At 68.0% G+C, this 19,316-nt stretch carries 14 protein-coding genes; 7 read left to right on the top strand and 7 right to left on the bottom strand.

Annotation, left to right across the window (positions count from 1 at the left end; genetic code table 11):
- Positions 1 to 88 precede the first annotated feature (88 nt).
- The 5 genes from ACLQ27_RS16490 to ACLQ27_RS16470 are packed head-to-tail and all read left to right on the top strand — an operon-like array spanning position 89 to position 5,381.
- A complete protein-coding gene (locus ACLQ27_RS16490) occupies positions 89 to 715 on the top strand; it encodes a hypothetical protein (protein WP_425867471.1) in 627 nt (208 codons plus the stop codon).
- Positions 715 to 2,856 carry a DEAD/DEAH box helicase family protein gene (locus ACLQ27_RS16485; protein WP_425867469.1) on the top strand — a complete coding sequence of 714 codons (2,142 nt, stop codon included), beginning with the start codon at positions 715 to 717 and terminating at the stop codon, positions 2,854 to 2,856. Before ACLQ27_RS16490 ends, ACLQ27_RS16485 begins: the two co-directional genes overlap by 1 nt.
- Positions 2,849 to 3,061 (top strand): hypothetical protein, encoded by a 213-nt coding sequence (locus ACLQ27_RS16480; RefSeq protein ID WP_425867467.1) that lies wholly within the window; start codon positions 2,849 to 2,851, stop codon positions 3,059 to 3,061. Before ACLQ27_RS16485 ends, ACLQ27_RS16480 begins: the two co-directional genes overlap by 8 nt.
- The gene (locus tag ACLQ27_RS16475; RefSeq protein WP_425867465.1) at positions 3,061 to 5,004 is read left to right on the top strand and encodes an AAA family ATPase; all 1,944 of its coding nucleotides are present in this window, start codon (positions 3,061 to 3,063) and stop codon (positions 5,002 to 5,004) included. The genes ACLQ27_RS16480 and ACLQ27_RS16475 overlap by 1 nt, the downstream gene beginning before the upstream one ends.
- Positions 5,004 to 5,381 carry a hypothetical protein gene (locus ACLQ27_RS16470; RefSeq protein WP_425867463.1) on the top strand — a complete coding sequence of 126 codons (378 nt, stop codon included), beginning with the start codon at positions 5,004 to 5,006 and terminating at the stop codon, positions 5,379 to 5,381. Before ACLQ27_RS16475 ends, ACLQ27_RS16470 begins: the two co-directional genes overlap by 1 nt.
- A gap of 359 nt (positions 5,382 to 5,740) precedes the next feature.
- Here the strand turns inward: ACLQ27_RS16470 and ACLQ27_RS16465 are convergent, their stop codons facing one another.
- The 6 genes from ACLQ27_RS16465 to ACLQ27_RS16440 all read right to left on the bottom strand — a co-directional run bounded on the left by ACLQ27_RS16465 (position 5,741) and on the right by ACLQ27_RS16440 (position 13,341).
- Positions 5,741 to 7,384, bottom strand: a complete 1,644-nt coding sequence (locus tag ACLQ27_RS16465) for a UvrD-helicase domain-containing protein (RefSeq protein WP_425867461.1) — start codon at positions 7,382 to 7,384, stop codon at positions 5,741 to 5,743.
- Positions 7,381 to 9,051, bottom strand: a complete 1,671-nt coding sequence (locus ACLQ27_RS16460; RefSeq protein WP_425867460.1) for a hypothetical protein — start codon at positions 9,049 to 9,051, stop codon at positions 7,381 to 7,383. The genes ACLQ27_RS16465 and ACLQ27_RS16460 overlap by 4 nt, the downstream gene beginning before the upstream one ends.
- Positions 9,052 to 9,715: 664 nt before the next feature.
- Positions 9,716 to 10,657: a GlxA family transcriptional regulator gene (locus tag ACLQ27_RS16455; RefSeq protein ID WP_425867458.1), complete on the bottom strand. Its 942-nt coding sequence runs from the start codon at positions 10,655 to 10,657 to the stop codon at positions 9,716 to 9,718.
- 16 nt (positions 10,658 to 10,673) lie between these two features.
- Positions 10,674 to 11,093 (bottom strand): DUF6010 family protein, encoded by a 420-nt coding sequence (locus ACLQ27_RS16450; RefSeq protein WP_357494077.1) that lies wholly within the window; start codon positions 11,091 to 11,093, stop codon positions 10,674 to 10,676.
- 159 nt (positions 11,094 to 11,252) lie between these two features.
- Positions 11,253 to 12,788: a sigma-70 family RNA polymerase sigma factor gene (locus tag ACLQ27_RS16445; RefSeq protein WP_357494079.1), complete on the bottom strand. Its 1,536-nt coding sequence runs from the start codon at positions 12,786 to 12,788 to the stop codon at positions 11,253 to 11,255.
- A gap of 82 nt (positions 12,789 to 12,870) precedes the next feature.
- Positions 12,871 to 13,341, bottom strand: coding sequence for a TspO/MBR family protein (locus tag ACLQ27_RS16440; RefSeq protein WP_030331183.1), 471 nt, complete (start codon positions 13,339 to 13,341; stop codon positions 12,871 to 12,873).
- Between the two features lie 273 nt (positions 13,342 to 13,614).
- Between ACLQ27_RS16440 and ACLQ27_RS16435 the strand changes: the two genes are divergently transcribed.
- A complete protein-coding gene (locus ACLQ27_RS16435) occupies positions 13,615 to 16,095 on the top strand; it encodes a M14 family metallopeptidase (protein ID WP_425867455.1) in 2,481 nt (826 codons plus the stop codon).
- Positions 16,096 to 16,219: 124 nt separating this feature from the next.
- Positions 16,220 to 17,434: an FUSC family protein gene (locus tag ACLQ27_RS16430; RefSeq protein WP_357494084.1), complete on the top strand. Its 1,215-nt coding sequence runs from the start codon at positions 16,220 to 16,222 to the stop codon at positions 17,432 to 17,434.
- 16 nt (positions 17,435 to 17,450) lie between these two features.
- Here the strand turns inward: ACLQ27_RS16430 and ACLQ27_RS16425 are convergent, their stop codons facing one another.
- Complete coding sequence (locus tag ACLQ27_RS16425; RefSeq protein WP_357494284.1) at positions 17,451 to 19,118, bottom strand: Na+/H+ antiporter; 1,668 nt, start codon at positions 19,116 to 19,118, stop codon at positions 17,451 to 17,453.
- Between the last annotated feature and the right edge of the window lie 198 nt (positions 19,119 to 19,316).

Here is a 19,316-nt window from a genome sequence, read left to right as displayed (position 1 = left end):
GGTAGATGCATGTCGGTAGCAGATGAGAGGCTCTTCCTGTTGCGGCTTGGGGGTGGCCGCAGCGCACTTGCGGGAGGAAGATCGCGACATGGCCGAAACGCTACCCGAATGGCTCGAGATGCCTGAGCAGGAGTTTCAGGCTTCGTATCGGCCAGCCCGAAGCCTGACGAGCAGCTATCTGCACCGCGTCCTCATACGCGCGCTTGGCTCGGCCGTGACGCGGCTGCCGCCCGAGGAGGCCCTCCGCTCGAAGCCCCTCGTGATCGACTTGGCCCTGCCGTTGCCGTCGAAGCTGCGCTTCTACCTGTATGGCGCGACGCAGCACCCGTCCGAGCGCCAACAGGGCACGTTCAAGGTTCAGCTGACCTGTGGGGTGTCTCGGGATGACCAGCCCTCGTCGAAGTACCGCCATTTCGATCGCACGGGCGATATCCGCCCCATCCTCGCTGGCTATCAGCCCGACTTGAACGTCTTCATCCTCTGGGATGCCGACCTGCATGACGTCGGCGACGGATTCCCGTTCTCCAAAAACGTACAGGCTCCGCCGGACCTCGTCTGGCATGCCGTAGCGAGGGGTCTGGACCAAGACACACGTCGACTCAAGCGGCCGTCGGTAACCGAGTCCATCGTCGCCGTCCGGCCCCGCCAGCTTGCCGAAGCTCTTCACCTGCGCATTCGATTGAGCAACGAGGCCCTCTGCGGAGGGTTGTTCTGATGCTCAAGAACCTCGGAACCCTGGCAACTGAGTACACCAGCGACACGAGCGACATCGCCCGTGACTTTTACACTCCCTGCCTCCGCGAGTCGGTGACCTACGACCGGATCACCGGGTTTTTCAGCTCGACCGTTTTTCACCTCATCCACCCAGCGCTCGCCATCTTCATTACCGGGAACGGCGGCGCGATGCGCCTGCTCTGTTCGCCCCGGCTCAGCGGCCCCGACGCCGACAGTCTGATCTTCGGCTATGCCGCCCGCACGAACACCGCCCTCGTCGAGACACTCCGGGCCGAGCTGGCCGAGATGCTGGCCTCAGCGCACGCCGCCGGGGCAAAGCTGCTGGCCGCCCTCGTCGCTTCCGGCCGCCTCGACATCAAGCTTGCGAGTGTCGCCACAAGTGTCTCCGAGGCCGATAAACGCATGTTCCACGACAAGGTGGGGTTGTTCGCGGACGCGGCCGGCGACGTAGTTGGCTTCCGCGGTTCGCTCAACGAGAGCTACCTGGGTCTCGCGCCAGACGGCAATATCGAGTCGGTTGATGTCTGGCCGTCTTGGGAGGGAGGTCGAGATGCTCAGCGGGCCCGCAACGCCGGTACCCGCTTCGAACGACTGTGGCAGGGGCAGGTACCTGGCGTCAGGGTAGCCGGGTTGCCCGACGACATCCGCCGCGAACTGGAGCGCGTGGCGGTCGACGTTGACCTCGAGGCGCTGTTGCGTGACCTGGGGAAGAAACAGAACGCCCGGCTATCCGTCGGGGCTCCCGCTGTGGGTGGCATCGAGCTACGAGGGCATCAGATCGAAGCGTTTAATAGTTGGGTGGCAGAGGGGCACAGAGGCCTGCTTGCCCACGCCACGGGATCGGGCAAGACCATCACTGGCCTTTACTGCGCACAGAAGGCTCTAACAGATGGGCGAGTGCCGCTCATACTGGTGCCCTCGCAGCTTCTTTTAAAGCAGTGGGGCGACCAGGTCCGTGAGCTGTTGGGTGCGCGAGTTGTTCTCGTGGGTGGCGGCCATAACGAGTGGTCGCGCGGCGGGCTGCTGCGCGCCACCATCGAGTCCTCCCGCATCGAGCGGCCATACGCCATTGTGGCCGTCGCCAACACGGCCGTAAATCCGGCCTTCCGCTCGCAGGTTCGCCCGATGGCGCGCAAGCTGCTCGTGATCGCCGACGAGGCGCACCGCTTCGGCAGCCCGCAGTTCCGCACGATCCTTGACTGGCTCGATGCTCCTTGGCGACTTGGGCTCAGTGCGACGCCAGAGCGAGCCGGAGACGCCGACGGCACTGCGGCGGTATTCGACTACTTCGGCGGTATCATCCACCGCTACACCCTGAAAGACGCGCTGGATGATGGCGTGCTCGCTCCTTACGTCTACGACCCCTCGTGGGTCGGCCTGACAGAGGCCGAGCAGCAGCGCTGGGATTCGCTCACGGTTGAGATTCGCCGACGCTATGCCGTAGCAAAGGCTCCCGGTGCGAAGCCCCATACCGCCGACCAGCTTCGCATGAAACTCATAGAACGGGCGCGCATTGCCAAAGGCGCTGCCAACAAGATTTTAGTCGCCGCTGACCTGATCGCCCAGCACTACCGCCCCGATCAAAAGTGGCTGGTGTACTGCGACAATCAGTCACAGCTCGCGGACGTTCGCCAAGCCCTCGATCACCGAGGCATCCGCACCTGGGAGTATCACCGACAGATGCGCGGAGACCCCGATGCGACGCTTAAGCTGTTTGACGTCGCTGGCGGCATCGTTGTGGCCATCAAGTGTCTCGATGAGGGGGTGGACATCCCTTCAGCCACCCACGCGCTCATCCTGGCCAGCTCCCGCAACCCCCGTGAGTTCATCCAGCGTAGGGGCCGAGTGCTGCGCCGTTCCCCCCATAAGACGGTCGCTACGCTACTCGACGTCCTCGTGCTACCTGACACCCTCGATCAGAAGGACCCAACGTGGTCCTTGGTGGTCGGAGAGCTGGCACGGGCGCTCCAATTCGCGGGTTGGGGGATTGGGCAGGCGGCCACTTCAAGGTTGGAGGACAAATGGGTGTCAATGGGCCTGCCTCTGGTCGAGATTGACCAGTTACGACCCGCAGGTGTTGAAGCTGATGATGTTGACGAAGGAGATTCCACCGGTGACTGAGACACCAGAGGAGAGGGCCGACTTGGTGGCGACCGTTGAAGAGATCCGGGCGCGGGATTTCGCCAGCCTCGACCCGGTGCTGGTCGGCGAAATCCTGGCCGTCCAGCACCGGTTCGCAGAGGATCGTAGCGAAGCCCGGAAGCGGACGGATCAGATCATCAACCGGTGGGCCGCGCGCCAGCTGGCATCGGGGGCAGACTCCTGATGCTCACGCTCCAGGGCCTGGCGGTGCGCGACTTCGGCCCGTACCGGGGTCGGCAAGATATGGCTTTTTCCCGTGATCGAGGCGTCTACATCATCTACGGGCCCAACGGTCGGGGAAAGACGACCCTGCACAACGCCTTCCGCTACGCCCTTTATGGAGAGATCCTCGGCCGTCGCCGTGCCGAGGAGGCCCGGGACCTAGCCAATACAGAGGCGAAGAAACAGGTCGGCTACGGCTCCTTCGAGACCATCCTCGACTTTGAGTATGGCGGGGTTCAGCACCGGCTGACCCGCCGCTATGACGAGCGCAAGCAGCCACATGAGTTAGCACTCTTGGAACGGGCCGGTGTTCCACTGGCGCAAGACGACATGGAAAAGACTCTTCAAACTATTGCGCCGTACTCCGTCAGCCAGTTCTTCCTCTTCGACGGTGAACTCCTGCGCCAATACGAGAACCTTCTCGACAAGGACAGTGAGGAGGGTGAGGCCTTGGAGAAGTCCATCGAGCGAGTGCTCGGCATACCCATCGTCGGCAACGCCAGGGCCGACGTCGCCGAGCTGCACAAGTTTGCTGATCGGCAGCTCACTGAGCAGTACGCAACCTCCGACAAGACTAGGCGCACCGCGCTCTCCCTCAGGGAAGCCCAGGATGTTGCCGGTCGACAGCAGCAGGCTCGTGACGAGATCGTCGAGCGGATCGATATGGTTCAAGACCAGATCACAGACCTTGAGCTTCAGCTGCGTGAGCAGGAGAAGTCAGAGCGTATCCTCGGCGCCCTCGACAACCTACGACAGCGGCAGGCCAGCTTGGACCTTCGCGAGCGAGAAGCCATTGCCGGACTGGACGAGCTAACGGGCGGTCTGTGGAAGGCGGTGCTTTCCCGCTCGGCCGCCCAACGGCTCGCGGCCGTGGAAGCCGAGGTCGAGTCCGCTGAGGCCGACCTCCTTGCGGCATCCGCCGCCGTGCGCGACCTCGCGCACCTTCATGCCGAGACCAATTGTCCCGTGTGTCACCGCGATGTGCCGGAAAAGCTTCGAAGTCAGCTCACGTCTGAGCTGAAGGCCGCCGCCTCCGTCACTCATCACGCCGCGGTCGAAGCGCGGCTGTCAGAGGCTCGTCACCGGCGCAGGGTCCTGCAGGCACTCGCCAGCGAGGACGCCCGGCTGGTAGCCGAGCGGGACAAGGGACTTCGGTCCGTCCGGTTCGAGCAGCAGGAGGTCCGAGCAGACATCATCGGGCTGGAACAGGAACTCGCTGAGCTTGGCTCCGAGACTGCACTTCGAGACCTCACAGCTAAGCGCGTCGAGCGCCAGACGCAGCTCAACCGCGAGCGCGACCGATTGCAAGCTTGCGACAAGGAGCTGCACGACCAGTCACTCGTGATCGAAGAACTGAAGCGGCGTTTGCGTAAGGAGCAGGTCCAACCCGATCCAAGCATCGCTCTCAAGGAACAACTCACACACGCCCTCATGCAGCTATTCGCTGGCTCCATCGACGCCTACAGGGCAAAACTACGGAGGCGGGTAGAGGCACGCGCCTCCGAGATTTTCCGGCAGCTGGCGTCGGAGACAGACTATGTCGGGCTCCGGATCACCGACCGATATGGGCTTGAGATCATCGACTCAGATGGTGAGGTAGTCCGGCGATCCGCTGGCTACGAGCACCTTGTTGCTCTCTCGCTCATCGCAGCTCTCCAAGACAGCGCCGCTGTCCGTGGCCCTGTGATCATGGACTATCCGTTCGGCCGACTCGACACCGACAACACGGCACGCGTCGTCGCGGCGCTACCGCGGATGGCCCGCCAAGTGGTCCTACTTTCGTTCGACGGCGAGTTCGACCGCACCGAAGCGCTCAATGCCCTCGGTTCCAACCTGGTGGCCGAGTACGAGCTGGAACGCGTCACCTCCAAGCACACCCGCATCCAGCCTCGGAGGACGATCTAATGGCCGACCTCAAGAACATTGCGCTGACGGTCGAAGCAACCCAGATCCTCAATGAGCTGCGGCAGTCGCTCGGCATCACAGAGCAGATGGACCTGATCCGGCTCGGCTTCGCGTACGCCGTTCAGGAGGGTGCCGACCTCACCCGCGACCCCGGCACGCGTGGCGGCAGTAACTACGACAGCCCTGGCCTCGACAACGAAGGCCTCATGGCCGAAACGGTCAAGATCTATTATAGCGTCACGGAGGTGCGGGAGGAGCCGTACCGCGCCGTAGAGGCCTTGATGAACAAGGGCCTTCGGCTCCTCAAGGAGCACCTTCGCGACGGCGTTATCGGCACCCTCGGCGATCTTGTGGAGCGCGATCGGGACATCAGGTAACCGCTCACACGCTTTTCCCGAACTCGCCCGACGGATCTCTTACCAACCGCCTTGGTGGGGTTGGCGCCTCGGGCCTAGTGCGGGGCGGACTCGTCGAGCCTGAGTCGCATCACGACGCCCTCCACGATCCCCAGGGATTGACAGGGCGTATCGCGGGCGCTCTGCGGGTGCTCCGACGCGATGGAGGGGCCAGCTACCAGCCGACTGATCGGGATGTTGGCTCGATAGAGATGCCTCTATCTCGTCACGGCCATACTCGCCGTCCGGTCGAGTCGTGTGACGCTGCGAGGGGCCCTCTCGAACGGGGTCGAGCCGGTGGGCTGTGGATCTAAATAGGCGAGACGCACCCGCGCAACGTGTCAGGAGGCCAGCTTGACCAGCGGCGCGACAAGCGGCTGGGGATCGTCTCCGAATAGCAGCACGACTGTCTTATGACGCGCCCGGCTGAGGACGACATAGAGCAGCTTGGAGCCGGTGTCGAACGGCTCATACCGTTCTCTGCCGTAGAAGTCGTTGCTGCGCAGCACGACGATGGTGGCGTCGGCCTCCCGGCCTTTGGTCTGGTACAGGCCCATGAGCTGGACTGGCGCCGCCGGTTCACCGACGGCGTAGGAGAGTAGGCCGGCGCGGTGCTCGCCGATCGCGGCGGCGAGGTGCTCGATCGCATCCGCCGGGTCAGGGTGGCGGCGCAGGTGACGTGCGACCAACGGCTGCAGTAGCTGGGTGGCGTTGTGCCAGTGGTTTTCGCCTCGGGGTAGGCCAAGGGTGGTGTGCGCGGCGGCAGCGTGCTTGACGGCTTCTCCGATGTCATCGGCGAGCAGGGCCTCGCTGAGCTCGGTGAGGCGCCTGTTCAATGTGGCTGGCATGCTACGGCGGCCGAGGAACATCCATGCGAGGTCGGGAGCCTGTTTGCCGCGCACGGAGCTGGTGACGAACACCGCAAGCTGTTCCCGGACGCTCTGCCAATCGTCGGCCCCAGCGGCGAATCGGATCATTGCGTGCTGAGCCTCTAGCGCAGTGGCCAGGCATTCGGGCAGGCCGACGATCTCGTGGTCGATGCCGCGTTGGGTGAGCTGGTCGGATAGGCCGGTGGTCGCGTCGATGTGGTGGCTGAACACACCGACGGAGGTACCGTCCTCGCGGAGGCTTTGCACGACCTCGGCAACAACGTCGGCCTCTTTGTCAATCGGCAGGCCGGCGCGAACTTGCAGCCGGCCGCTGTCGAGGGCGGTGATGACCGCCTCGTGCTCGAACTCGCGGCGTCGGATGGCCGCTGCGGCGGCGGGCAGGATGTTGCTCGGGTCCCGGTGCGAGACGTCCGGTAGATCCAGACGGCGAGCGTCGGACAGCGCCATCGCGGCGTCCAGCCGCTCGGGACCGACACCGACCGCGCCGGGCAATGTGCTGTAGATGCACTGGTTCGGGTCACCCAGCAGCAGCAACCGTGCCTGGCCACGGACCGTCGTCAGTAGCTCAAACTGGCGGTCGTCGGTGTCCTGAAACTCGTCGCTGACGATGATCGACCAACGCGCCTGCAAATAGTCACGGACCGCAGGCACCGCACACAGGTCGAGCGCCCGGGGCATCATGTCCTGGTAACGGATAGCGTCGTCGACCCGGAAGAGCTTCGCCTCGGCATCGGTCAGCATCTGCGGGTCAGTCAAACCGATGACGGATCCCCAGCGAGTGAGCAACCGCCAAGCGAAGGCGTGAAACGTGGTGATTTCCACCCGCGACCCGTACGAGCCGAGCACGTCGGCCGTGCGATCTAAGATTTGCGCCACCGACGAGCGGGAGAATGACAAGAACAACGCCCGCGCGACCGGCAGCCGCTCTCGCCTGCGCGTCGCAGCCGTACGCTCACGGTCGGCGCGCTCCAAGTGCGCGCGTACTGCGGCGGCTGCAGTGGTGGTCTTGCCCGTGCCGGCGCCGCCACACACCAACAGGACTGGATCGTCGGCCTCGATGATCTCCTGCTGTTCCTCACCTGGTTCGTAAGTCATGGCAGTTCGATCAGCCCGGTGGCGGCGGGCGGCTTCGCGAGGGTGTCGAGGACCTTCTTCGCCAGCGGTGGCGTCTTCCCTCGGGGCATTGCCTCCACGAACGGCTGGTGCAGCCCGCCCTTACTCTTGAGCGCCTTTACGATCGCCTGCTCCAGGTCGTCGTCAGCGATCGAGCTGACGTTGATCCCGACCAACCCGTGCTCAGTCACCAGCCGCTCGAACGCGGTCCTCAGCCGGATGGTATCGACATCGCTCACCAGTGCCTGCTCGACCGAGCAGTGCTCGGGCAGACGGATAACGTGTTCGGCCAGCGCGGTCAGCTCAGCGATCAGAGCGGCGTCCCCGCCAGGCTTGTCATTGTCGAGGATCACCCGTACGTGGAAGCCGAGCGCGGCGGCGAGCCGTGCCAACTTCGGCAGTTCGTCCTTGCCGCCGTCGCCATTGGCGGGTGCGACCATCCGTACCCCGTACGCCGCTGGTGGCGCGATACCCGACCTGCGGAGTCGTCGGTCGGCGACAGCCGTGTAGCCCTCCAAGTCGTGCGGGCCCTCCAACAGCCCTACCGCGCGGGCGGTCATCGCCGGGAGTAGAAGCGGGTGCAGGTACCGGCGGGCGGCGCGCTCTTTGCGGTCGGTCGTCGCGGCCAGCTGGTGCGTTCGTCGCTCACCGTGGCTGCGGGTCAGCCGGATCATCTCCTCGGGCGCGAAGGCGCGAACCGTCTCAGGCCGGCGGGTCGACAGCCAGACCTGCCCGCTGGTGCGGCACAACCGGGAGGCCAGGTACTCGGCGGACGCGACGTCTAGGTCATCGCCGAAGTCGTCGCCGAGGACGATCGCCCCCGGTGCGGCTGCGGACACTACCGCCTCGGCTGCGGTCAGCACACCAGTCGTGGTCGAGCCGTGCGCGGTCACTGGGAGCGGACCGGCCGTGTCCAAGGTGAGTGTGGGGCGCATGGCCCGCAAGATCGCGCTAACGGATCCATCGTCGGTCGTGAACCCGATGTCGTCCGCCGGTACAGTGCTGTTCATTTCAAGCAGCTGCGCGGCCCCGGCCTGCAGGACTTCCTCGATGGTCTTACGGATCCCGCTGCTGTCGGCCAGCGCTTCGGTCGCACTATCCACGTCCGTGCCGAGCTTGGTCAGCGCTGTCAGTAGATTGGCCTCGTCGGCATCGGCCACCAACCGGCGGAATACCCCGTCCGGCCGCATCTGCAGCGGCGTACGCCGATCCAGCACGATCGGGGCCAACAGCTCCCGCTCGCTACGCGGCACCCGGTTACCGGTCTTTGGGTACTCCACCCAGTGCTCGGCGATTTCGGTTGCCGGGTCGAAACGAAGCCGGTAACACAACCGCAGACCCATCACTGCCTCATAGGCGTGATCTTCTTCTGCAGGCAGCCCTGTCTCCGAGTCGATCAACTCTAGCCAGTCCTCCAGTTCCTGCTCGACTGCCGTGCCGAGGTCCACGAGCGTCACCTCGACCGCAGTCAGCTCCTTGACATCCTCGTCGGCCGGCGGGAAGGGCCGGTACACGTCCAGGGGATCCGGCCTGGCCATGGTGCTCCGCGGCTCGAGCACCCGACGCAGCCCAGTGATCAGATCGGTTCGACCGGCGCGCGGCTCGCCGACCACCACCGCATGCTTTGCCGGGCGCACCACCATGTCCACGAACCCACGGAAGCGCTGCAGGCGAACCCTGACTACGCGCATAGCGATGCCCACCCCTCGATCACAACTGTGAGAACTACCGTCGATCTACGCTGGCGCGGCCGTCGGCACTGAGCCGGTTCGGCGAATCCCTGTTCACGGAAGCTACCGCCAATGCCCGCACCATCTTGCCGCACCGTCCACCTGTCGCGCTGCCGACTTTCGGTCGGGTGAGGTTGCCCTTCAGCCACCTGCGGAGTGAGGCGCCGGATTTGGCGACGGTGCCGCAGCCGCGGTTAACCGGTTAGCAGCCGAGGCGTTTCAGCGTCCCCTTGAAGGGGGCGTACAAGTAACGGCCCGGTCAACCGCTTGTGGCTGGCCCTCCCGGGACTGGGCGGTTGCACATCCGGGTGCTCAAGGGGTGCTCCGCCGCCGTGGACGGGCTCGGCGTCGTGTGGATTGTGTGACACTCGCGTCCAGTGGAATCGGGCGAGAACTGCCGATGCGTGGACTGATGGGACGCATAGGGACCGCGAAGTTTGATCGACGCTGGCTCTTAATCCGCGGGTTCGGGGTTCGAGTCCCTGGCGGCGCACCAACGAGCAAGACCCCGACGTGGCAGATCTCTGCCGGGCCGGGGTCTTTTTCGTCTCTCACGCACCCTCGACCATCCCGCGCGCCGCCGTCAGCCACCGCGAAAGCTACGCCGGTACGCCTGCGGGCTGGTGCCGGTGATTCGCTTGAAGCGGTCCCGAAAGGCGGTGGTGGAGCCGAACCCGACCTGCGTCGCCACCCGGTCGACGGGTTGGGCGGTGGTCTCCAGGAGGTGCTGCGCCCGGTGGACGCGGACCCGGTGCAGCCATCGCAGTGGCGTGGTCCCGGTCTGGTCGCGGAACCGCCGGTTCAACGTCCGGGTACTCATCCCGGCGTGGCGGGCGATGTCGGCGAGGGTCAGCTCACGCCGGGAGTTGTCGCGCATCCAGGCCAGCAGCGGTTCCAGGGTCGCCCCCTCGGGGGCCGGTGGTTCGTGCGTGATGAACTGCGCCTGTCCGCCCGCGCGTTCCAGCGGCATGACGGACAGCCTCCCCGTCTCGGCGGCGACGGCTGCGCCGTGGTCGCGGCGGACCAGATGCAGGCACAGGTCGAGCCCTGCGGCGGCGCCGGCGGAGGTCAGGAACTGGCCGTTGTCCACGTAGAGCACGTTGGGGTCGACCCGGACCCGCGGATGCCGAGCGGCGAGCTGGTCGGTGGCGACCCAGTGCGTGGCGGCACGGTGTCCGTCGAGCAGGCCGGTGGCGGCGAGGGTGAACGCGCCGCCGCAGATCGAGGCGATCCGGGCGCCGTTCGCGGCGGCCGCGCGCAGCGAGTCGAGGACCGCGGGAGGCGTCGCGGCGCCGGGGTCGGAGACACCCGGCACGATCACGGTGTCGGCGTCGGCGAGGACGTCCAGGCCCCACGGCACCGCGATGCTGAACGCGCCCGCGGTGACCGTCGGCGTGGCGGCGCAGACGAGGACGCGGTAGCCGGCGCTGCCGTCGGGCAGGCGGGTGCGCCCGAAGACCTCCATCGGGGTGGACAGGTCGAACGGGACGACGCTGTCGAGGGCGAGCACGGCCACCGTGTGCATGGCGAAATTCAACCAGTCAGGGCTGTGCGGTGACCGGTGGGCGCGTGCCGGCCGGGCGCCGCGCGACCCGGTCGTACAGGTCTCGGACCGACAGGCCGCCGGTGAAGCACCAGAGCGCGATCACCGGGTCGCAGAGCGCGCAGCCGAACGACGAGTCGTGCAGCGACGCGATGATCGGGGTGCCGTGCCTGTGGTGCAGCACGTCCCAGACCGTGTGCAGGAGCCATCCGACGCCGATGAAGGTGTACGAGGTGAGCCCGGCGTATCCCACCACCAGCAGCAGCGCGCAGAAGGCCAGCTCCCACAGCCCGAACCCGCCACCGCTGATGTAGGCGGCCCCGGCGCCGGTGACGACGAGGGCGTTCAGGCGCCGCCGGTGCGGCTCCGGCACGAGGGAGTTGAGCCCGACGTAGACCAGCCCGATCACCACAGGCATGACATAACGAAGCACGATCCAGCCCGTTCCCGTTGGCGGAAAAGCCTTTCGGAAGGAGCGTAGGAAGGCCCACCGCCGAGGACGAGAGGCGAAAATGCCAGGGTCCGCCTGATTCTCGCCACCCGTCCCCGGCGGGGGTCCCTCCCGGGCCGGCGAGCCTCAGTAGTCGATGGTGATGGCGGCGATCTGGCGGGTGCCGTTGGAGACGATGGCGGGGCCGGCGAAGCGGGAGCTGGCGTAGGTCAGTGCCGTCTTGTGGCCGGGACTGTTGAACCAGGCCTCGATCATCTGCTCGGGCGAGGAGTTGCCCGACGACGCGAACAGGACCTCGTGCCCGCAGTGCGTGAAGGTGCCCGCGTCCAGGTTCTGCTTCACGCAGGCCTCCGCGGCGTCCTGCTCGTTGGTGCGCATCTTGACCTCGGGCAGCCCGAGCGCGCGGCGTCGCTCGTTGAGCAGCACCAGGAGGCGTTGTTCGGCGGCGGACACACCGGCCGGCAGGGCGGCGGTCGACTTCCTGGCCGGCCTGCTCGGCGTCGGTGACGAGGTACGCGTCGGCGTCGCCGATCTGCTGGGGGTGGGGCTCGGGCGTGCGGCGCTCGGGGAGGGTACGGGCGCTGTGGGGGAGGGCGACTCGACAGCAGGTTCGCTCGGCTCGGGGGCGGCGTCGGTGACCTGCGCCGAGGGCTCGGCGGCTGCGGCGCTCGCCGGCTGTTTCGTCGGCCCGTCGGCGTAGGTGGTGAGGACGAGCCCGCCCCCTGCTACCAGGGCGACGGCCGCGACGGCGCCGACCAGGGTCTTGGGGAGCGACAGTGCCGTGAGGCGGGCCTTGGGCACCATCCCGGCCTTCGCGTACGCGCCTGCCGATGTGGCGCCCTGCGAGGAGGCGACGAGCTGGACCTGGTGGGAGACGTCCGACGCGAGGCGGGCCGGGACCGGCGTGAGCGCGAGGCCGGCGAGCAGCCGCTCGGCGGGAACCAGGTCCGAGGTGGTGTTCGGGCAGTACGTGCAGTCGCGGATGTGGCGTGCGAGCCGCTTGCGCCACACCGGCGCCGGTTGACCGTCCCAGTCGGCGGCCGTGTCGAGGAGGCCGGCGCAGCCGGGCCGGGCGATGAGGGCCCGCACCACCAGCCGAGCGGTGTCCAACTGCGCCTTCATCCGGGCCACGCGGACGGTCACGTGGTGCGGGTCGATCTGCAGCGCGTCGACCAGGTCGGCGCGGGACAGGTGACCGGCCTCGACCAGCCACCACAGGGAGAGCAGGTGGCGGTGGTCGTCGTCCAGCCAGCGCGTGGCCAGGACGACCTCCCGGCGCTGATCGGACAGGCGCAGCTGGGTCAGGGTCAGATCCTCGAAGTCCGAACCCGGGGCGACCATGTTGTCGATGTCCTCCGGCGGCGTCGGTGTGGTGTGCCGGTGCTGCCGGTAGGCGCGGACCTCGTTCATGGTGACGGCGACCAGCCAGGACCGGAAGAGCCGCGGATCGCGTACGCCCGCCAGCCCTCGTACGACGCTCAACATCGTGTTCTGCACGACGTCGTCGACGTCCGCGGATCGATTCAGTGCCCGTCCCACGATGTTGTACACCAGTGGCAGGTAGTGCGAGACCAACTCGTCAGTCGCGGCGTGGTCACCGCGGCGGGCCGCGTCCACCACCGCCGACAGGTCGGTTCTGTTCGGGTACGCGTGATAGGTCACGCTCACAACCTCGCCTTCACGGGACATCGTCGTACACCGTGGAGATGGGTTGCGGCCCGCTCAGGTCACACAAACTGAGCTGTCACCTGGTGCTGTTGAGGCGGACGATGGCGCCGTTGAGCGCGGTGGCGAAGAGCGTCCACGCGGCGTACGGGGCCAGCGCGGCACCCGCGACCGGGTCGACGCGGGAGGCGCGGCGGACGAGCGCGAAGTTCGAGGCGTTGAGGGCGGCGATCTCGGCCAGCGCGACGGTGGGCCTGCGGGCCTTGAAGAACAACGCGCTCCAGCCGAAGTTGAGAGCCAGGTTGAGCGCGTAGGCGCGGGTGAAGGCGGCGCGATCGGCACCGTCGGTGCGGTCCAGTACGCGGGCGCCGGCCACCGCGATCAACGCGTACAGCGGCGTCCACGCCAACGGGAACGCCACCGGCGGTGGCTGCCAGCTCGGCTTGCGCAGCCGCCGGTACCAGCCGTTGGAGGTGTCGTTCACCGCTGTCCCGGCGGCGGCCGTGACGGTGACCGCCGCCGCGGTCTTGACGAGGGTCGGTAGTCGCATGGTGTTCAGCTACCCGGCCGGCGGCGGATCAACCACGGGTGGTCGCCGGGGCTGGGCGAAGGCGGGCGACCGCAGGCACCCGCGATGCCTCAAGTAATGCTCAAATTACGTTGATCCCGGCCGATGCCGATGAAGATCCGCATACGCTCACCGGACTCGCGCAGGGCCCCGGACCTTCTCGCCACGCCAACCATCACCCGTGCTCAGACCCAGGATGCGCGAGCGTCATCCGTCCGTCCTATGTGGATCAGTGTGAACACGAAGGAGGGGATAATGCGACGCAGACAACGGCGCATCGCGTTTGTGGTGCTGCCCGCCCTGATGGCGGGCGTCCTCGTGTCGACCGGGCCAGCGGGTGCGGATCCCGCGGGTCCGACCGCCACGGCCGGCTCCGCGCCATCCCAGCTTGAGACCGTGGACCAGGTACGCCGCGTACACGTCAAGCTGGCCGGCGCCGACATGCTGGACAAGGTCGTCGCTGCCGGCTTCGACCTCGAACACGGCCTCCGGCGCGTGCCGACCGGCATCGAGGGCGAGGCGGTGGTCACCGCCGAGCAGATCACCGAACTGACGGCGATGGGCGTCGAGGTCCTCCGCGGTGGCGTCGGGTTCGGCTGGAGTGACGAGGCCGATGGCGGCATCGCGGGCGCTGCCGCGCGGGTGGCGCAACCGGCCAGCCACGAGGCGACGGTACGGATCGCCCGTGCCGACTGGTTCACCACCAAGGGCCAGGGCTTCCTCTACGTCGAGGCGCGCACCACGGAGGGGCAGCAGGCCGAACCGGTCGTCGAGATGCAGCTCGAGAACGACTCGGGCAGGGCCACGCCGTTCGGCTTCGCCCGGACGATGAGCCGCTTCGTCGACTCGGGGCAGTACATGTTCCACCGCAACCTGTTCAAGCTCGACGCGCGCCCGAACCAGATCCGGGTCACGAGCTCAACCGGCGGCGTCGCCACCGGCACGGTCTCCGACTGGCTTGAGGACGCTCCGCCGCCGCTGACGGCGAACCCGTCCTACAAGTCCGACTTCGTGGACGGCTACCGGCACCCGCAGCAGCTCTACAGCCGCGCGAAGGAGATCGCCCGCCAGTACCCGGACATCGCCGAAATCGTCTACCTCCCGAACCAGACCAACGGCTACCAGCGCAAGGCGCAGGCCACGATCGGCGGTACGGGTCAGTCGGCAGTCGTGGTCAGCTCGGCGGCGTGGGGCCACGAGGGTGGCAACGACGTCACTGTCGAGTTCGTGGACCGGCCGGGGGCGGACCTCCCGCTCACCGTGGAGGTCGCGGGCAAGGCGGTCCGCGTCCTGCTCGGCACCGACGCCTCCGGCGCTCCGGCGAGTACGGCCACCCAGGTCGCGGACGCGCTGATGACCCGGTCCCAGGGCCTCATCGACCGGGCGCACCCGTACCGCACCAACGCGGGCACCGGCATCGTCGCGGCGACGGCCGGCCCGGTCGCGTTGACCGACTTCCTCGACCAGAAGCGCGTCGGCGCACCGGACGGTGAGGTGCCGCGGGGCCCGGTCACCATCCCCGTCCTGCGGATCGGCAAGCACCGTGACGGCAGCAAGCCCGGCGTTCTCATCCAGGCGCAGGACCACGCCCGCGAGTGGGTGCCGGCGACGACCAGCCTGGAGTCGGCCGAGCGCCTGGTGTACAACTACCGGTCCGACCGGGAGACGAAGAAGATCGTCGAGAACACCGACGTCTTCCTCATCCTCTCCAACAACCCCGACGGGGCGAACTACAGCTTCTACAACTTCGCCTCCCAGCGGAAGAACATGACGAACCACTGCCCGAACGCGACCGCCGACCCGGGGCAGCGGAACTCCTGGGGCGTCGACCTGAACCGGAACTACCGGGTCGGGTCGGGCCACGACGGCTACGCCGGAGGGTCGACCAACTGCGTCAGCGGCACCTACCAGGGGCCGGAGGAGCTGTCCGAGCCGGAGTCGAAGAACATCATCTGGCTGGTCGAGAAGTACTCGAACATCAAGTTCATGATGTCCGTGCACTCCAACGGCGGGCAGCTGTTCTGGCAGCCCGGTGCGTACATCGCGGACGGGCGGATCACCACGCCGCGTCCGCCGCTGGGCGACGAGGCGTTCTACTGGCAGTCGGCGTCCCGGATCCTGTCGCAGGTCAAGGCGCACCGGGAGACGGTCGTCACGCCGGAGAACGTCGGCGGCTCGTCCGACGTCCTCTACTCCTCCGCGGGCAACGTGCGCGAGGACCTGTACTACACCTACGGGATCTACGCGTTCGGCTGGGAGGTCGGTGGCTCCGTCTACAACCCGGCCACCGGCGACTGGCAGGGCGGCTCGTTCCAGCCGGAGTGGGTGGGGAACCCCGAGCTGGTCAGCGGCCACGCCGAGACGATGGAGTACGCCAACGGGATCATGGAGATGTTCCGGGTCGCGGCGGACTGGGGCCGGGATCGGAAGAACCCGACGTCCGAGCTCGTTCCCGGCGCCGGGACGTACCGCGGGCCGGTCGACGTGCGCTTCGAGACGAGCGAGCCGGCCACCATCTACTACACGACCGACGGCAGCCGACCGACGCTCCAGTCGCCGCGCTACGCGGCCACCGAGTTCCGGGAGCCGGGGCAGGTGTTCCACGTGACCGAGACGACGACGTTCCGCTGGTTCTCGGTGGACAGCGCCGGCAACATCGAGAAGAACTACGACCCCACGAAGAACGACAGGCGCAACAACTACCGTACGGCGACCATCAAGATCGCCAAGAGGTAGTCCGCATACCGTGATCGTCGCCCCGCCGGTCGGTGTCACCCGCACCGGCGGGGCGGCGGTCAACAGGGCCCGCGCGGGCGTCGGCGGCGCGGATAGGTGCGCGTCCGGTGGGTATGCGGCCCGCATGCCCGCGAGCGAGGATTCGGCAGCCGAACCGGGCCCACCACCGCACCGGCCTTCTCGCGCCGACCGGGCGTTCGCCGCACTGCGGGAGCGGGCGCGCGAGGCGTGGCGCGTACGAGCCTGGCGTTTCCGGCTCTACGGGCTGCTCGCCGTGCAGGCCGCCGTCGCGGCGGGGCTCGCGTGGTTCGTCGTGTACCGGTTCCTCGGCAATCCGTCGCCGGTCTTCGCGCCCACCACTGCGGTCGGCATCGCGGCCGCCGCGATGGGCTCCCGCCTGCGGCGCACCATCGAGTTGCTGGTCGGGGTGGTGCTCGGGCTCGCCGTGGGTGACACGCTCATGCCGCTGTTCGGCATCGGCCCGTGGCAGACCGGTGGGGTCGTCCTGCTGGCGATCATCGTGGCCATCCTGCTCAAGGGTGGCGGGTCGCTGCTCACCCAGGCCGGCGGTACGGCGGTGCTCATCGCCACCCTCGAACCACCGGTCCGTGACCTGTCCATCCCCCGGTTCGTGGACGCCACGGTCGGAGGGCTGATCGGGTTGGCGGTCAGCCTGCTGCTGGTGCCCATCCATCCGCGGCGGACACTGCACCGACTGGCCGAGCCCGTGGTCGGCCCCGCGGTGGTCGCCATGCACCATGTGGCGGCGGCGCTGCGCGTGCGTGATCTCGGGCAGGCGGAGCAGGCCCTGCGCGAGCTGCGGAACATCGGCCCGCAGATCATCGCGTTACGGGACGGGCTGCAGGCCGCCGGGGAGGTGGTTCGACTCGCGCCGCTGCGCTGGCATGAACGCGACTCGTTCGCCATTCACGCGGAGTCGGTCCGGCATCTGGAACGCAGCCTGCACAGTTGCCGATCTCTGGCGAGGCGGCTCACGACGGCGCTCAAGGACGACGAGCCGCTGCCGGAGGAGCTCTCGGCCGCCATCGACCTGCTGGCCGACAGCGCGCAGGACCTACGCGGCGCGATCATCGCCCGAGAGGAGCCACGGGAGCCGCGCGAGCGGATCCTGGAGGCGGTCGAGCTGGTCGGACGCGCGCAGGGCCTGTCCGCCCGCGACCCCACCCGCCTGCACAGTCACCGTCTGGGCTACTCCGGGATGATCGCCGTGGGCGAGTTCCGGACCATCGCCCATGACCTGCTCATCGCCAGCGGCCTGGACCCCGAGGAGGGTGCGGCGCTGGTGCGCCTGGCGATAGGCCGGGGCCAGCACGACTGACCGCAGGGTCGGCCGGTCAGCTGGACGTCCGCTTGGGCAGCAGCAGCTCCTCGTGATCGAGTTCGCGTTCCAGGACGCGCAGTTCCTCGTCGGGCAGCCGACCGCTGTCCCGCCAGCGCACGAGTTCCTCCCGCTGGGCGTCGATCGCCGTCCGGCGGACCTGGAGCGCCGTCTCGTACTCCGGTGAGGTCGGTATCTCGGACGACTCGCTCTGTTCGAGCAGGTCGAGCCGCCCGCGGTAGCGCGCCAGGCGGGCCAGCAACTGGGTGCGGGTGGTGTTGACGGCCACCGCGCTGTCCGGGTCCTCGACGGCGACCTCGTCCAGGCGGGCCAGGGCGGCCTCGACCGCCGCCGAGCGGGCCTCGTTGCGGACGCGGGCCTGGTCGGTCTCGTTGGCGCGTAGCCCGAGCCTGCGCACGAGCGGCGCGAACGTCAGGCCCTGCCCGACGAGTGTGACCAGGACGACCACGAAGGTGCAGAACAGCAGCAGGTCGCGGTCGGGGAAGGGGGCGCCGCTGTGGGTGGTCAACGGCAGGGTGAAGATCGCGGCCAGGCTGATGACACCACGGGTGCCCGACCAGCTCAGCGCGGTCACCTCGCGCGGGGACAGCCGTTGGGCGTTGCGGTCGGCGCGGGCGATCTGGCGGGCGCTGCTGCCGGGCTCGTCGGGGTCGTCCTGCTCGGAGACGCCGCCCAGCCGGGTGTGCAGCGACCGGGGGAGGGACTGGGTCAGCACCAGCCAGGCGGGGCGCAGCAGCAGCACCACGCCGACCGACACCGCGACGGCGATGACGATTGTCGACGTGTCGTACTGGCGCAGGCCCTTCACGACCTCGGGGAGCTGCTGGCCGATCAGCAGGAAGACGAAGCCTTCGAGGAGGAAGTCGACCAGCCGCCACACGGCGCTGGTCTGCAACCGGGCGGCCCCGGAGCCGAGCTGGGGCGTCTGGTGGCCGACGATCAGCCCGGCGATCACCACGGCGAGCACCCCGGAGACGTGCAGCTCCTCGCCCAGCAGGTAGGCCACGAACGGTGTCGCGAGCGAGATGGCGTTGGACATCAACGGGTCGGTGGTGAGCGGTCGGGCCAGCCGGACCAGCCAGGCGACGGCGGCGCCCACTGCGATTCCGCCGATCGCCGCCAGCAGGAACTTCGCCACGGCTCCCGGGAACGAGAACTCGCCACCCACGGCCGCGGCCACCGCGACGCTGAGCATCGTCAGGGCGGTGGCGTCGTTCAGCAGCCCCTCGCCCTGGATGATCGTGACCATCTTCGGCGGCAGGTTGACCCGGCGGCCCACCGCGAGGGCGGCCACCGGGTCGGGCGGCGCGATGGCGGCGCCGACCGCGATCCCGGCGGCGAGTGTCGCGCCGGCGACGAACAGGTGGAACCCGATGCCGACGAGGACTCCGGTGAGGAGCACCAGCAGCACGGACAGGCTGACCACGATGCGCAGGTTGCGGCGGATGTCCAGCAGCGAGGAGTCCAGTGCGGCGCTGTAGAGCAACGGCGGCAGCACGACCATGAGCACGAGGTCGGGATCCAGCTCGATGTTGGGGCCGGGGAGCAGCGCGTACGCGATGCCGATGAGCGGCAGCAGCGCGGCCGCCGGCAGGCCGGTGTGGGCCGCGACCCATCGCACGGCGACGATGACCGCGACGGCGGCGAGCACGAACAGCAACATCGAGTGCGTGCTCACCTGATGACGTCCCCTTCAGCGGCGCGGAGCGGATTTCGGCGGTCGACTGCGGGCTCGTGACCGAGCGACCGGTCGTATCTGTCCGGCCGCGCCCGTGGATGCCGTGCGGACAGCGCAGCACGCAGCGGTAACGAGTTTACCCGCTTGATCAACGGAACCGCCTGGTCGACGAATGGGTGGGGC

Origin of the sequence: Micromonospora sp. DT63, from assembly GCF_049841615.1 — a bacterium.
In the GTDB taxonomy this organism is placed as follows: domain Bacteria; phylum Actinomycetota; class Actinomycetes; order Mycobacteriales; family Micromonosporaceae; genus Micromonospora.
The sequence above is the reverse complement of the archived record's forward strand: the minus strand, read 5'-3'. Positions and strand labels throughout refer to the sequence as shown.